Source organism: Amycolatopsis sp. MJM2582 (assembly GCF_000754115.1).
GTDB classification, from domain to species: domain Bacteria; phylum Actinomycetota; class Actinomycetes; order Mycobacteriales; family Pseudonocardiaceae; genus Amycolatopsis; species Amycolatopsis japonica.
Genome location: NZ_JPLW01000002.1, coordinates 1,818,211 through 1,832,658 on the forward strand (window position 1 = coordinate 1,818,211; position 14,448 = coordinate 1,832,658).

General features: G+C 69.5%; 11 protein-coding genes. 4 read left to right on the top strand and 7 right to left on the bottom strand.

What is annotated here, in order from left to right; translation table 11 throughout:
- Positions 1-60 precede the first annotated feature (60 nt).
- From ED92_RS18480 to ED92_RS18490, 3 genes are all read right to left on the bottom strand, one after another.
- On the bottom strand, positions 61-1,599 hold the full coding sequence (locus ED92_RS18480; RefSeq protein ID WP_037339616.1) for a S8 family serine peptidase: 1,539 nt from the start codon (positions 1,597-1,599) through the stop codon (positions 61-63).
- Positions 1,600-1,626: 27 nt separating this feature from the next.
- Positions 1,627-3,084, bottom strand: a complete 1,458-nt coding sequence (locus tag ED92_RS18485) for a serine protease (RefSeq protein ID WP_037339619.1) — start codon at positions 3,082-3,084, stop codon at positions 1,627-1,629.
- A 160-nt stretch (positions 3,085-3,244) separates the two neighbouring features.
- Positions 3,245-6,058, bottom strand: coding sequence for a LuxR C-terminal-related transcriptional regulator (locus ED92_RS18490; RefSeq protein ID WP_235213314.1), 2,814 nt, complete (start codon positions 6,056-6,058; stop codon positions 3,245-3,247).
- Positions 6,059-6,442: 384 nt separating this feature from the next.
- Here ED92_RS18490 and ED92_RS18495 point away from each other — a divergent pair, with 384 nt between their 5' ends.
- Together ED92_RS18495 and ED92_RS18500 are read left to right on the top strand one after the other, a co-directional pair.
- Positions 6,443-7,033 carry a papain-like cysteine protease family protein gene (locus ED92_RS18495; RefSeq protein ID WP_037339625.1) on the top strand — a complete coding sequence of 197 codons (591 nt, stop codon included), beginning with the start codon at positions 6,443-6,445 and terminating at the stop codon, positions 7,031-7,033.
- Between the two features lie 4 nt (positions 7,034-7,037).
- Positions 7,038-7,790, top strand: coding sequence for a hypothetical protein (locus ED92_RS18500; protein WP_037339628.1), 753 nt, complete (start codon positions 7,038-7,040; stop codon positions 7,788-7,790).
- Positions 7,791-7,828: 38 nt separating this feature from the next.
- Here ED92_RS18500 and ED92_RS18505 read toward each other — a convergent pair whose 3' ends face one another.
- From ED92_RS18505 to ED92_RS18515, 3 genes are read right to left on the bottom strand one after another with little or no spacing between them, the layout of a single operon-like run.
- Positions 7,829-9,310, bottom strand: coding sequence for an NAD(P)/FAD-dependent oxidoreductase (locus ED92_RS18505; RefSeq protein ID WP_037339631.1), 1,482 nt, complete (start codon positions 9,308-9,310; stop codon positions 7,829-7,831).
- Positions 9,307-10,155: an SDR family oxidoreductase gene (locus ED92_RS18510; RefSeq protein ID WP_037339634.1), complete on the bottom strand. Its 849-nt coding sequence runs from the start codon at positions 10,153-10,155 to the stop codon at positions 9,307-9,309. Before ED92_RS18510 ends, ED92_RS18505 begins: the two co-directional genes overlap by 4 nt.
- Positions 10,152-11,099: a patatin-like phospholipase family protein gene (locus ED92_RS18515; RefSeq protein WP_235213315.1), complete on the bottom strand. Its 948-nt coding sequence runs from the start codon at positions 11,097-11,099 to the stop codon at positions 10,152-10,154. The genes ED92_RS18510 and ED92_RS18515 overlap by 4 nt, the downstream gene beginning before the upstream one ends.
- A gap of 48 nt (positions 11,100-11,147) precedes the next feature.
- Between ED92_RS18515 and ED92_RS18520 the strand changes: the two genes are divergently transcribed.
- Positions 11,148-11,780, top strand: a complete 633-nt coding sequence (locus ED92_RS18520) for a TetR/AcrR family transcriptional regulator (RefSeq protein WP_037339640.1) — start codon at positions 11,148-11,150, stop codon at positions 11,778-11,780.
- A 99-nt stretch (positions 11,781-11,879) separates the two neighbouring features.
- Here the strand turns inward: ED92_RS18520 and ED92_RS18525 are convergent, their stop codons facing one another.
- On the bottom strand, positions 11,880-12,824 hold the full coding sequence (locus ED92_RS18525) for an AraC family transcriptional regulator (protein ID WP_037340360.1): 945 nt from the start codon (positions 12,822-12,824) through the stop codon (positions 11,880-11,882).
- 313 nt (positions 12,825-13,137) lie between these two features.
- Between ED92_RS18525 and ED92_RS18530 the strand changes: the two genes are divergently transcribed.
- Positions 13,138-13,920: an alpha/beta fold hydrolase gene (locus tag ED92_RS18530; protein ID WP_037339642.1), complete on the top strand. Its 783-nt coding sequence runs from the start codon at positions 13,138-13,140 to the stop codon at positions 13,918-13,920.
- Positions 13,921-14,448: the final 528 nt, after the last annotated feature.

The following is a 14,448-nucleotide window of genomic DNA, read 5'->3' on the forward strand; positions in this document are numbered from 1 at the left end:
GGCCGAAAGCGACCCCGCCGATGGTTCCCTCCCCGCCCCTGCCGGCGAGTCTCAGTGATTTCAGAACGTGACGGTGAACCCGTCGATGCTGCCGGTGTCGAACCGGTAGACGTCCTGAGCGCTCAGCTTCCAGGTGCCGTTGGCCGTTTCACCGGAGGCGTCGACGGTGAAGGTCTGGTGCACACCCCCGGCCGAGCCGACACCGCCCGGGTTCTTGAGGCGGTAGGCCTTGCCGCTCGGCCCGATCAGGTCGAGCACGAGGTCGGCGCTGTAAGTGTGCGAAACGTCCACCTTGACCGACAACGACGCGGAAGCCTTGCCGTCACAGCCTTCCTGGGTCACGGAACTGGTCACGGCCGCCCCGGCGTCCGGAATGGACACCGGCGTGGTGTTCGACTTGGCCCCGCAGTTCGGGCCGGGGCCGCCACTGCCGATGAACGACACGTTCAGCAGCTTGTTCGGCGATCCACTGCCCGCGTTCTTGATGACCCCCGCGGTCGCGCCGTTCACCAGCGCGTCCCGCACCTGTTGCGGCGTGGCTCCCGGGTTGGCCGACAGGTAGAGCGCGGCCGCGCCGACGACGTGCGGCGTCGCCATGGACGTCCCGCTCATCCCCGCGGAACCGCCGCTGCTCGGGCTCAGCGACGTGATGTTCGTGCCGGGCGCGAAGATGTCCGTGCAGCTTCCGTAGTTGGAGAACGAAGACCGGTTGTCGGCGGAGTCCGAGGCGTTGACCGTGATCGCCTCGGGCACCCGTGCCGGGCTCGTGTTGCACGCGTCGGTGGAGGCGTTGCCCGCCGCCACCCCGTACACGACACCCGACGCGATCGACCGCTTCACCGCGTCGTCCCCGACACCAGGGGCGTCCATGGTCAAGCTCATGTTCGCCACGGCGGGCTTCTTCGCGTTGGCCGTCACCCAGTCGACGGCGTCGATGATGCCCGAGTCCGGTCCGGAGTTGTTGCAGCCCAGCACCTTCAGCCCGACGATCTTGACCTTCTTCGCGACGCCGTAGGTCTTGCTGCCGATCGTGCCCGCGGTGTGGCTGCCGTGCCCGTGGCAGTCGGAGCCGTCTCCGCCCATGAAGTCCTTGCCGAGGCTGGCGCGGCCTTCGTACTCCGGGTTCGACGGGTTGATGCCGCTGTCGAGGTCGTACGCGGTGACACCCGCTCCGTCGTTGGGGTAGTTGTAGGCCTTGTCGAGCGGAAGGCTCTTCTGGTCGACCCGGTCCAGTCCCCAGGTCGGGTTCTGCTGGGTGCCGGTGCCGCGGGCGGTGCCGTCTTCGTACACCGCCTTGACCGACGGGTCCGCGGCCAGTTTGCGCGCCTCGGCCGCGGTCATGCCCTTGGCCGAGAACCCGCGGAGAGCCGCCGTCCAGACCGAACGGACCTCCCCGCCGTATCGTTTCACGAGATCGGCGGACGCCGTCTGTCCGGCAGCCGCGACGTCGTGGAGGACGACGATGTACTGGTCGCCGTAGTGATCCTTGGCCGGGATCACTGTGCCTTCGGCTTCGGCGGCGACGGCCGATCCGGCGCCGAGTGCGAGCAGCGGGCTCAGCAGCCCGAGCGCCAGTAGCGTTTTCGTCTTGTCACGCATGGGAAATCACCTCTGTTTCGGCGAAGGTCACTGGACGGTGAGGGTGTACGTGGTGGTCGCGGTCTTGCCGCCGCTGTCCTTCGCGGTCACCGTGACCGGGTACGTGCCGGCGCTGTACGGCGCGAAGACCTGCATGGTCGAACTGCCGCCGCTCGAAACGCTCTGCGGCCAGAACATGGGGCTGAGCGGCAGCCCGGGACCACTGGCGGAGAACGTGATCGAACCGGTGCCGCCGGTCGCGGTGACGGTGGCGCTGACGAGCGTGCCCACGCGGCCCGACCCGGAGGGCGGGTTCACGGTCACCTTCAAATCACCGGCGGGAGGTTCGCCCGCGCCGACGGTGAGCGAGAGCCCCGCGGTGGCCGTGTCGGTGGTCCCCTTGCCGGAAATCGTGACCTGGTAGGCCTTTTCCGGGGTTCCGGCGGCGGTCTCGATGGTCAGCTTGGCGACCTCGCCCGCCTTGATCGTCGCGGGCTGGAAGGTGGCCTTGGCGCCCTCGGGCAATCCGGACGCGGAAAGCGTGATGTCCTCGGCGCCGTTCTTGCCCGGTTTGCTCGTGACGCTCGCCGACACGTACTTGCCCGGCAGGACCTTCACCGACGACGGCGAAGCCGCGAGCGTGAAGGCGTCACCGGGCTGCTCGCCGCCGATCTGTTCGGCGACCCAGTCCCCCATGTCGTTGTTGAGCCTGCTGTAGACGCTGTACCAGCGGAAATCGCTGCGGCTCCAGGAAGCGAGGCCGGTGACCTTCCCGTTGACGACGAACGGGCCACCGCTGTCGCCGGGGAGGATGGTCTTGCGGCCGTCGGAGTAGCCCGCGCAGATCATCGTCTTCGGGTCGACGCCGTTCTCCACGCCGGTGCACTGGCTCGCGTTCACGATCGGCAGGGTCAGCTTGTGCAGTGTGACGTCCTGGGTGGAGTCGTTGATGTCCTTCTTGCCGTAGCCGAGGCTGAACCCGTCCTTGCCTGGTGTCTCCAGACCGGTGTCGGCGGAGGTGGCGACCTTCGCGTAGCCGCCGGGCGGCACCGGGATGTCACCGTCGACGGTGATCACCGCGACGTCGTAGCCGTACCAGGGCTGGGTGAATTTGGGATGTGTCTTGTAGTCGACGGCCTTCAGCTGGGTGCCGCCCGCGCTCTTCAGGTCGTCGAGTCCATAAAGGACACTCTTCTCGCCTGCCAGTTCCTTGCAGTGGGCCGCGACGAGGACCTTCCGCGGCGCGATGACGGAACCGGAACAGCTCTGGCCCTTCGGCCTCGAACCGCCTTCCCGCAGGGCGGCGATGACATACGGGTAGTCCTTGACCGACGCGGGCGAGCCGCCGATGCTCTGGCCGTGGACGCCTCCCGTCGGCAAGGGCGCGGCGTCGGTCGGGGAAATGGCGCGAAGGGTGTCGGCCGGTTCCGCACCGGCGAGACCCGCCGCCGGTGCCAGCGCGGCCAGGGTCAGGGCGACCACGCCTAAGATCCGTTTTCTGCTCACGGTGCTTCCTTTCCGGGAAATCGCGAACTGCCCGACAACCATCGATCGACGGCGGAAGCGGAACAATAGTGGAATACGGACCGCGCCCCACTATTTAAAGAAACCACCCCTGACCTGCGGTTTCTCACCTTGTACCCAGCGAATCGACGAGTACGTGCCCTTAGGGAATGTCGCTGAGCAGATCAGCGGTCAGGACGGTACGCGAAGGCAATCCCAATTTGCGCAGTGCTCGTCCGACGTGGATCTCGACCGTCCTCGGTGAGAGGAACAGCCGCTCCCCGATCTCCCGGTTCGTCAGGTTCTGGGCGGCGAGCCGGGCGACTTCGAGCTCTCTCGGGGACAACGCTTCGCCGTAACCCTTGCGCCCGCGCCGGGGCATCTCCGGATCGCAGCGGCGCAACGAACGACGGCAGCGCAGCGCGTCCACGGCGGCACCGAGGCTCGCGTACGTCGTCTCCGCGGTGGTGAAGGAAGCGACGGCACGCTCCCGCACCCCGGCTTCGGAAAAACATCCGGCGGCGAGTTCGTCGGCGTAGGCGGCGAAATACGGGAGTGGCAAGGCGCTGTAGGCCTGCGCGGCGCCCAGTAGCAGTTCACCGGCGGCCAATGTCTCGCCACGCGCCTGCGTGAGCATGCCCCGGCACAGCAGCGCCGACGCGTTGGCGACCGGCGCGTCCTTGCCGTCGATGCCTTGCCGGTACTCCGCCAGCAGCTCTCGCGCCTCTACGTGCTGTCCCAGCCCGAGCATGGTGCGCACGGCGAACGGCATCAACTCGGCCGCCCAGACCCAGTTGTTCTTGCGGCGCACGGTTTCCAGGCCGAATTCGGCCAGGCGCCGGGCGGCTTGCAGATCCTTGCCCGCCTGATGGACGGCCACCCGCCCCGCGTACGCCGAAGCCTGCACCGGGACACTGCCCGCGGACAGCGCGAACGCCGCGTCGAAATTGCGCAGGGCCGCGGTCGGCCGGTGCTGCCCGTACTCGTACCAGCCGAGCACCAGCAGCGGCTCGGCCGCCAGCGAACTGTCCTTGTCGACCCGCGTCAGCATCGCGCGCGCCTTCTCCGCGACGCTCGCCCACTCCCCCATCGCCAGATCCAACCGCAGCTCCGTGCCGTCGGCGAGCGCGTCGAGATAGGGCTGGTGGTCGTCGCGGATCAGCCGCCGCGCGGTCGCGAGGTAGGCCCGCGCGACCGGATAGTGCCCGTTCCACGCCACCGCGTCGGCCAGGTTGATGTAGGTGCGGGCCACTTGACGGCAGACCTCGGCCGACTCCGGGGCCCGCGGCAGATCCGCGATGTCCTCCCAGGCTTCGGGATCGGCGACCTGCATCCGTGCCGAAAGCCGGTTGGCGGCGATCGCGGCGAGCAGCCCGGCGTCGTGTTCCCCCTTGCTGACCTGCTCGGCCTCGTCGAGCCAGCGGAGGTTCTCTTCGACCGGGACGGTCCCGATATGCGGCAGCGCCAACGTCACCAGGCCCCTGGCGAGCAGCGCCTGGCGTCTGCCGAGGTCGGCCGCGCCCAGTTCGATCTCGAGCCTGCCCGCTTCGACCTTGCCCACCTGGTTGATCAGCACCTGTCCGAGGTGGACCCGGATCTCGCCCCGCGCGGCCTTGCTCAGCGGCCATTCGCGCAGGATCTCCCGCAGCAGCCGCACCGTGCCGGCGTGCGCGATACTGCGCGGCAGTTCCCTGCCGAGCCGGACGGCGAACGATTCGCGCGCGTTGCGCGGCAGGTCCGCGTCCCGCAGCGCCGTTTCGAGCAGGCGGCTCGCTTCTTCGGTCCGTCCGTCCTCGATGGCGTTGTCGACCGCGACGCCGGTCCACTGTGTCCACGCGGCGATGTCGCCCGCCAGCCGCGCGTGACGGGCGATGAGCGACGCGAAGGGTTCGGCGTCCGCGGAGAGCCGGGCTGCGGCGCGTGCGTGCATCGCGCAGCGCTGAGGCCCGGGGAGCAACGCGTAGACGGCTTCGGCGATCAGCGGGCTCCCCGAGACATAGCGGCCTCGGCCGAGATCCCGCAGCAGGCCCGCTTCCACGGCTTCGGTGACCGCGCCCTCGATGTCCGCGCACGCCGCGACCGCGCCCAGATCCGGCTCCCCGGCGGGCGCGCCCAGCACCGCGGCCGCGCGGACGACATCCCGGGCGGCCGGCCCGATGGCCGCCATCAGCCCGGAAACCCGGCTTCGCACGATCGGCGGCACGGTCGCCGACGCCAGCCGGTCCGCCGAAAGCGCTTCGGCCGTGTCGCCGACGCTCTGGACCAACGCCGTCAGGTCGACGGCGATCCCGGACGTCCGCCGGTGCGCCGCTTCGGCGAAATCCGGCGCGCAGCGGCCGAAGGAGGCGTCCAGCAACGTCCGCACCTGGACGGCGGTGAACGCCGCGAGCGAGAGATGCGCGGCCGTCTCGCGCAACGGCGGGAATCGCCGCGGCCCGCCCGCCGTCGCGCTGACCACCACGCTCAGCGCCGCCGCCGGGGAAGCCGCGAGCCCGCGCAGGAACTCCCAGGTGTCGTCGTCCGCGCAGTGGACGTCGTCGAGTATCAGTACCGCCGGGCCGCAGCCGGTCAGCACCTCCCGTACGGCCCGGAACTCCTGCTGCCGGACGGTCTCCGCGTCCGAGTTCTCCGGGAACGGCGGCAGCCACGGCGACCATTCGGGAACGAGCCGCCGCAGGACACCGGTCACCGGGGAGAAGCCGGCCGCGTGAGCGGCGGCCACGGCGCTCTTCTCGAGCAGCGCGTCGACCAACGGCGCCAGGCGGCAAGGCCGGGAGAACGAACCGCAGCGGGCGGACCACACCACACGCGAGGCGAGCACGGGATGGGCGGCCAGTTCTTCGAGCAGCCGGCTCCGGCCCACCCCCGGTTCGCCCTCGACGACGGCGACCGACGGCGGGCGCGAGGCGACGCGCACCAGTTCGGCCAATTCGGTGTCGCGGGCCACGAACACCGGTGCCGTACCGATCGTCGGCATGCTCGGGACCATACCGAGCGGACACCCGCCGAAAGGCGGGAACACGAACAGTGACCACGAGCCGCACGCTTTCCGCTGGTCCACACCACCGGAGTCACGACTTCACCGCACTGTTAACTCGATCGGGCGACGACGACCTGCGGTGACACCGACCCCCGCATCGGCAATACGGACCCTTAGGTATTGCCGCGAACCTTGCCATGTGACCACCAGAGGGTGAATCTCAGACTGTTCGCAGTGCCCCTCTGTTACCTCGCCACAGCGCAACTCCCCCGCACGCGCCGGTCTGCCACCCAGTCGGGTAGCCGAAGTCCCCACCTGTCCCTTACGGGTGGCCGCCGCGCTTGCTTCGCGTTCGACCATCCAGTTAGGAGTGTTCCGACGGTGAAAACCTCGTTCAGGCGCGGGCTGGCCACGGCCTGCGCCGGTGTCGCCGCGCTGGTCGCCCTGCAGGCGCCCGCCACCGCGGCACCCGCCATCACGGCGGCCACCACGATCCCGATCACCATGCAGGCGCAGGAGAAGAGCAACTGGTGCTGGGACGCCAGTGGCAACACGATCGCCGCCTGGTGGGGTCACTCCCTCACCCAGACGAAGTTCTGTCAGGTCGCGCACAACGAGTCCGGTTCGGACTGCGCGAACAACCAGGGATATCTGAGCGATCAGCAGCGTGTGTTCCGCTGGCTCGGGTTCAGCAACGTCGGCACCTACAGCTCCTCGGGGCAGACGCTGAGCTTCGCGTCGATCAAGAGCCAGGTCGACGCGCGGCAGCCGATCGGCACGCGGATCGGCTGGCGCAACGGCGGCGGCCACATGCACGTGCTCTACGGCTACGACAACACCAATGGCGCGACGACGGTGTACTACGGCGACCCGTGGGGCTCCAGCCCCCGTTACAACCAGATGAGCTACAACGCCTACCGGTCCAACAACTCGTTCACCTGGACCCACACCGTCTACGGGATCAAGGACTGAAACCATGAAGCGAACCTTCCTCGGCGCCACGATCCTCGCCCTCGGACTGTCGCTGGCGCTCGGCGGCCAGTCCTCCGCGGCCGACGCACCCAGCGGCGCGCCCACCGCCGCCGACCTCGCCGCGGTGTCCACAGTGGTCACCAGTGACGCGACCACCCAGCGGCTCGCCAAGGCGCAGTTCCCCGGCGCCGTCAAGGCGGACACGGCCCTCGCGGCCAAGACCGCCAAGGCCGATCCGCGCACACCGGTGGCGGTGTACCAGCCGACAGCCGCCTTCATCGCCGGCACCTCCACCGTCCCGGCCGAGCTCGCCTATGTCGCCACCCCGGCGACCCTGGGCAACGGTGACGCCGCGACCGTGTGGTCGCAGCGTGAGGGCTCGGGCTGGTCGGTCTACAACGTCGCCTCGGGTGACGTCGAAAAGCGCCTCGCGGCGCAGGTCGGCAAGGGCTACCTCCTGAGCGAACCTCAGGCGGGTGCCTGGTACGCCGTCGACGGGGACACCGTGACCGTCCTCGACGGCTCGTCGGTGGCGAAGACCGGCGAGAAGATGTCGCTCGCCGCCTACCGCGAAGCCCTGCAGAGCCGCTACGGCGACAAGCTGCCCGGCTCGACGTACGACCGCACCGGTGCCGCCGGTGGTTACGGTGCCGCCCCGGTGGGCGACACCGAGGTGCCGTGGTGGCCGTACGCGCTCGGCGCGGTCTTCCTCGCCGCCGCGGGCACGGCCGTCACGCTGCGGCTCCGCAAGCAGTAAGCGCCAGGGGTGCCGGGACCGCGCGGGGTCCCGGCACCCTACGCGAACGTGTAGTCCTCGATGGGGAAGCTCTGCGCCTCCTTGATCGCGTTCAGCGTGGACGACGGCCGCAGCAGGGTCGCCTCCCCATGCGGGTTGAAGTAGTAGCTGTTCGCCGGGGCGCAGTTCCCGAGCGTGAAGATCGAGTCGCCGAGGCGTTCGGTCATCCGGTCGAGGAACGCGTCGTTCGCCTCCTGCGTCACCTCGAACTCCGTCGCACCACGCCGCCGCATCGCGCCGAAGAGCCGGTCCATATGCCGCATCTGCGTCTCGATGGTGGTGAAATAGGACAGTCCCGAGTAGGAATACGGGCTGTTGAGCGAGATGAAGTTGGGGAACTTCGGGATCGCGACACCCTCGTAGGCCTGGAAACGGTTCTCCCGCCACCACTTCCCGAGATCCCGGCCGCCGCGTCCGATGATCTCGATCGCCGGGAAGTTCGCCTCCCAGAGGTCGAATCCGGTCGCCAGCACCAGGACGTCGATGTCCCGCCTCCGCCCGTCCGCGGTCTCGATGCCGCTCTCGTCGATCTTCGCGATCGACGTCGTCTCCAGGTGCACGTGGTCCTTGGTGAAGGCCGGGTAGTACTCGTTGGAGAACGTCGGGCGCTTGCAGCCGAACGAATAACGCGGCGTCAGTTCCGCGCGCAGCCCCGGATCCCGCACCTGACGGCGCAGATGCGCCTGGCACCACAGCTTGCCGAGCCGGTTGGCCATCGGCAGCTGCTTGTAGTGCAGTACACCGGAGACCATCATCAGCTCCAGCAACGCGGTCCCAGTTAGCCGGGCGGCCCGCTGGGTGAACGGGAGCGCGGCGAACGCGCGCCGGACCGCCTTCGGCACCGGGAAGTCCAGTTTGGGGCTCACCCAGATCGGCGTCCGCTGGTACACGGTGAGGTCCCGCGCGACCTTCGCGATTTCGGGGATCAGCTGGACCGCGGTCGCGCCGGTGCCGATCACCGCGACCCGTTTACCCGCGAGGTCGTACTCGTCGTCCCAGGCGGTGGTGTGGATGACCTTGCCGCCGAAGGTGTCGATTCCGGCGATGTCGGGTTTCTTCGGCTGGGAAAGGAATCCCGTGGCGGTGAGGAGGTACTTGGCGGTGACCGGTTCGCCGTCGGCGAGCGAGACCTTCCAGTGCGCGTCCGCCTCGTCCCAGACCGCGCCGGTGACCACCGAGCCGAACCGCATGTAGCGCCGCAGCCGGTACTTGTCCGCGACGTGCTCGGCGTACCGCTTGAGCTCCGCGCCCGGCGCGAAGAGCCGCGACCAGTGTGGATTCGGTTCGAACGAGTACGAGTAGGTGGCCGACGGGATGTCGACGGCCAGCCCGGGATAGCGGTTCACATGCCAGGTGCCGCCGAGGTCGGACTCGCGTTCGAGGATGAGCAGGTTGTCGTAGCCGAGCCGGTTGAGCTGGATCGCCGCGCCCATCCCGCCGAACCCGGCCCCCACGACGACGGCGTCGTACTGCGTGGTCATGCGTTTTCCTCCCGGTGGGTGTCCTGGTCGAGGCGGGCGCGGTAGCCGTCCCGCTCGGGTGAATCGGGGCGCAGGGCCCGGTCGTCCCGTATCAGCCGCCGGAACGCGTTGAGCGCCGGTTCGGGGGTCACGTTCGCGAGGGTGGCGAGCGCGCCGACGTAACCGGGCACGGCGATCTCCGCGGCCCGGGTGCGGACGGAATCCACCACGGCGTCGGCGATCCGGCCCGGTTTCACCTTCGGGATCGGCCGCATGTCGAGCCCGGACGCGAGCGCGGTGTCGACCGCCGACGGCAGCACGGCCGAGACGCTCACGCCGTGCGGCGCGTACTCCAGCCGCGTCGCCGCGGTCAGCCCGACGACGGCGAACTTGCTGGCGTTGTAGATCGCCAGCCCCTTCACCGGGAACTTCCCGGCCAGCGAAGCGACGTTGACGATGTGCCCGCGCCCGCGTTCCAGCATGCCGGGCAGGGCAAGCCGCATGCCGTGGACGACGCCGAAGACGTTGACCTCCATGGTCGCCCGGTTCAGCGCGTCGGAGAGATCGAGGAAGCCGCCGTTCGGCATGATCCCGGCGTTGTTGACGAGCACCGCGAGCGGTCCGTTCGCCTGTTCCGCCTCGCCGAGGAACGTGGCGAACGACGCCGGATCGGCGACGTCCAGATGATGCGCGGTACCGCCGATGTCTCCAGCGGTCCGTTTCGCGGCTTCGAGGTCGAGGTCACCGATCGAGACGCGCGCGCCGAGGGCGGCCATGCGTTCGGCGGTCACGCGGCCGATGCCCTGCCCCGCGCCGGTGATCGCCACGTGCGCGCGAGCGAGGTCGAGCCGCGGGTACTTGGTCATGCGCGTACTCCTTCTCGTTCGAAGGCTTCGGCGACCAGGCCGGGCGCCGTCCTCGACGCCGTGGCGAGCACGTGCTCCCGGCGCCGTCCGTCCATGAAGTTCGCGCCCATGGCGGCGAGATCGGCGGGCCCCGGCTCGATCCGCACCACTCGGACACCGGCCGCGCGCAGTCGTCGCACCTCGTCGTCGACCCGCCTGGTCATCGCCGTCCGCAGCAGCCGTTCCAGCCGGGCCGCACCGCGGGCCGGTGCGCCGCCCTCGCTGCTCATCGGCGCGATCAGCACGACCTCGCCGACGTCGTGACCGATCAGGAGATCGGCCGAGGTCGGAGAGACCGTGCCGCCGTCGAGCAGCGGCCGTCCGTCCACAACGGACGGCGGGAACCAGCCGGGGATCGCCCACGACGCGGCGATCGCCTCACCGAGCCCGGCGGGCGGCGCGTCCGGGGAGCCGAGCGCGATCCGCTTCCCCGTCAGGTCCGCGGCCATCAGCCAGGTCGCGGGATGCGGGACCCAGCCACCGGGCGCCAGCGCGTCCCCGAGCTCGCGAAGCCAAGTCGCGTCGCCCCGGCCCCGGGGCAGAAGGCCCGCGAGACCGGCGAGCGTGTCGACGTCCCGGCGCAATGCTGCCCGCACCAATCCGGCCGCCGGCCAGCGCGGGGACGGGACCGGCGGAAGCCTGCCCGGTGCCCGCCGGACGTGCGCGGCGACGACGGCGTCGCCACCGGGCGCGCCCGCCACCGCGTCGAGGATCGCCTTCGCCGGGATGCCCGCTCCGAGCATGGCCACCGCTTCGGCCCCCGCCGACGTCCCGATCAGGACGTCCGCCTCTCTCGGATCCCAGCCGGCCTCGGCGTGCAGCGCGTCGAGGACCGCGGCCGTCCAAGCGAACCCCAAGGTCCCGCCGCAACCGAGCACCAGCGCTCTCGCGGAATGACGTGTCATTTCCGGAACGGTATGTCATTTGAACGCGTCAGGCAATAAGCTGGCGGAATGACGACGGAGATCCCGGTCAGCAGGGCCGCACGGAAGAAGCAGGAACTACGGCGCGAGATCGTGGAGACCGCGTTCGACTGCTTCGCCGAACGGGGCTACCACGCGACCGGCATCGCCGACATCGCCGCCCGGCTGGGCATCGGGCACGGCACCTTCTACCGGTACTTCCAGAACAAGCGGGACATCGTCGACCACGTCATCACGGACCTGGTCGAGAAGGTGGTCGGCGCACTGGCCGCGGACAACGCGCCGGACGCGGTCAACAGCCTGGCCGAGTACCGCAAGCAGAGCGCGCGGATCGGCGACGCGCTCGCCCGGATCTTCGGCAGCGACCCGCGCATGGCCCGGTTCCTGCTGCTCGAGGCGGCGGGTATCGACGCCGAGATGCGGGAACGGGTGCTGGACTTCTACGAGACCGCCGCCGAGCTGACCGCGGGCTATCTGCACCACGGCGTCCGCCTCGGGTATCTGCACGAGGACCTGGACGTGGACTCCACCGCCCGCGCGATCAACGGGATGATCCTCGCGTCGGTGCTGTCCGAACTGCGCGATCCTTCACCGGAGCGGCAGGCCGCGATGAGCCGGGCGGTCCGCCGGGTGATGTACGACGGGATCGCGACACACCAGTAAGCGGGGTCTGGGCGATACTGGTGCCACGCTTATGGAACAGGGTCCGGACAGCCGGGTCTAGCGCCTGAAACGCATACCGGCACCGACGAAAACGAACCTTCACGGATTCCGCAGGGTGTGGCTGGGCGGTTCGCCGAACGCCGCGCGGTACTGCGCGCTGAACCGGCTTCCGCCCAGGAAACCCCACTTCGCCGCGACACCCGTCACCGTCGTGCCGTCGCCGGGTGCGGCGGCACGGAGGTCCGCCCTGGCCAGGTCGAGCCGGATCCGGCGCAGGTAGGCCATGGGCGTGGTGTCCAGATGCCGCCGGAACGCCAGTTGCAGGGCCCGCACCGAGACCCGGCAGGCGCGGGCGATGTCGGCGACACCGAGGTCGAGGTCCGGATTCGCCTCCAGGAACGCGACCGCGCGGCGCACCGTGTCCGGGACGGCGTCGCGGCGGTCGCTCGGGCGCTCTTCGCCCCTGCCCGTGGTGAAGGTGTCCAGTGCCATGGCGGCCATCAGCCTGCCTGCCGCGCCGAGTACCAGCGGGCCGTTCTCCACATCCGGATCGGTGAACAAAGCGGTCATGTAGTCGACCGTCCGGCTCCATCGCCGAGCCTTCTCCGGGCACACCGGCTCGTAGCACAACCGCTCCACCACGGGATCCGGGTCGATTCCGCCGAACAGCGAGAGGTCGATCCCGGTGATCTGCAGCCGCGTGCCGTGCAGCCCCGTCCGGTACTCATGGCCGGGATGCGGGCCGACGAACACGTCTCCCGGGCCGAGCCTGCGGTCGCTGACCCCGTCGTCGAGCTCCTGTTCACCGCCCAGCACCCGCAACAGCACCACCCTGCCCAACGGCTGGACGACGACCTCCGTGGTCAGCGTGTTGTGCAGGAAGTCGAAATGCACATCCCCGAGATCACAGCGGTTGTGCTCGAAACGGTAGCTCTCGACGCTGCCGCGGACCCGCAAACGATTGTCCCGGTACGCCTCGGCGAGCAGGGCACACGCCTGTTCCGGATCGGTGGTCGCGAATTCCGTCACCTTCGGTTCGTGCACGCCGACCACGCCTCCTTTCCGTTCGCCCGTAACGAAAAGTCCGCCCGCCGGAACGCTACCGCCACCCGGCGGGCGCTACCAGGGCCGTCGGCGTCGTCCGGTTGGTCGGAATGGCTCACTCGCGCGATGGAGGATCGCCCTGGGAAGCCTCGGTCATGTGGCTATCATGAGCGGTCGCCGCGCTCGCCTCGAAAACCCGGGTTGGTCACCGGGATCGTCACGGTCGACCTGCTGGAAAGCGCCGCCGAACGGCGTCCGTCCGCTGGTCCGCGAACGGCTCCGGGCGGCTCTGGGAAGACCGAACAGGAGAAGAATGAGCTCGCTCCCCCGCACCGGCCACGCCGTCGCCGCCGACGGCACCCGGCTGGCCTACCAGTGGCACGGCACGGGCCGGCCGCTCGTGCTGCTGGCCGGGCAGGCGAACGACCACACCTGGTGGGACCGCACGCGCGGGGATTTCCCGAGCACGATCACCATGGACTATCGCGGCACCGGCGCCAGTGACGCACCCGATTCCGCTTACTCCACAACGGGTTTCGCGGACGACGTGATCGCGGTGCTCGACGAGCTCGGGGTCGGCGAGGCCGACGTCTACGGCACCTCGATGGGCGGGCGGGTCGCGCAATGGGTCGCCGCGCGGTATCCCGATCGGGTGCGGCGGCTGGTGCTCGGCTGCACCACGCCGGGCGGCAAGCACGGCGTCGAGCGATCGAACGACGTGCGGCTGGCCCTGGCGCGACGATCCTCGGTGGAAGCTCGCGAGACGCTGACGGACTTGATGTACACGCCCGTCTGGCGCGCGGCGAATCCCGGTCCGTACCGGGTGCTGGGCGCGCACGGTATGCCGCCGCACGCGGTGCGCGGGCATCTCGTCGCGAGCAACAGCCACGACGCCTGGGACGTACTTCCGAAGATCAGCGCGCCCACGCTGGTCCTGCACGGCGACGACGACCTGCTCGCGCCCGTGGCGAACGCGCCGTTGCTGACGGACCGGATTCCCGACGCGCGGATGCATCTCTTCGCCGGCGCGCGACACGCGTACTTCGACGAATGCCGCCCTGTATCGAGCGACCTGGTGAGCGACTTCCTCGGGTAGAGCATCGCCTGCGGGGTATGTGCCTTTCGCGGGTTTCTCGTCTTCGCGGTGGGTTTCTGGCGGCTGGCTCCTGGGCTTCTACGCGGACAGATTCGGCCGCCGGGCGGCACACCTTTCCGAGGGCTTTGGCAAGGCCTGGGTGATGGTGGTCGCCGTTGCGGTAGCCGAATTCCGGCAAGGACAGACCGGTGGCGCGGAGCCTTGGGGAGTTGCCATATTTCGGTAACGGGCAGGCGGCAGTGGCGATGCTTGGAGTCCTGTCCGCTCTGGCAAGTGTTGCCGAATTCCGGCGACGGCGACCCAACGGCGCCCTCACGAGATGTGCGACCGCGTGCTGAGCTGTAGCCGGATTTCGGCGACAGCGGTCCCGGCCGAAGGAAGCTGCGTGAGGACCTCCTCGGAGTTGAGCCGTGGTCGTTTTCCGGCGACGGCATAGCGACACATGACGAGGTCGGCTACTCGTGAACCATCGCCGACTCCCGGCAACACAACCGTTGGGAATACAACATCGTGGTCGTTTTCCGACCA

Bases quoted from the DNA above. Each gene is read 5' to 3' on its own strand.
- ED92_RS18480 (WP_037339616.1), bottom strand. From the start codon at position 1,599: ATGCGTGACAAGACGAAAACGCTACTGGCGCTCGGGCTGCTGAGCCCG.
- ED92_RS18490 (WP_235213314.1), bottom strand. From the start codon at position 6,058: ATGCCGACGATCGGTACGGCACCGGTGTTCGTGGCCCGCGACACCGAA.
- ED92_RS18500 (WP_037339628.1), top strand. From the start codon at position 7,038: ATGAAGCGAACCTTCCTCGGCGCCACGATCCTCGCCCTCGGACTGTCG.
- ED92_RS18505 (WP_037339631.1), bottom strand. From the start codon at position 9,310: ATGACCACGCAGTACGACGCCGTCGTCGTGGGGGCCGGGTTCGGCGGG.
- ED92_RS18510 (WP_037339634.1), bottom strand. From the start codon at position 10,155: ATGACCAAGTACCCGCGGCTCGACCTCGCTCGCGCGCACGTGGCGATC.
- ED92_RS18515 (WP_235213315.1), bottom strand. From the start codon at position 11,099: ATGACACGTCATTCCGCGAGAGCGCTGGTGCTCGGTTGCGGCGGGACC.
- ED92_RS18520 (WP_037339640.1), top strand. From the start codon at position 11,148: ATGACGACGGAGATCCCGGTCAGCAGGGCCGCACGGAAGAAGCAGGAA.
- ED92_RS18530 (WP_037339642.1), top strand. From the start codon at position 13,138: ATGAGCTCGCTCCCCCGCACCGGCCACGCCGTCGCCGCCGACGGCACC.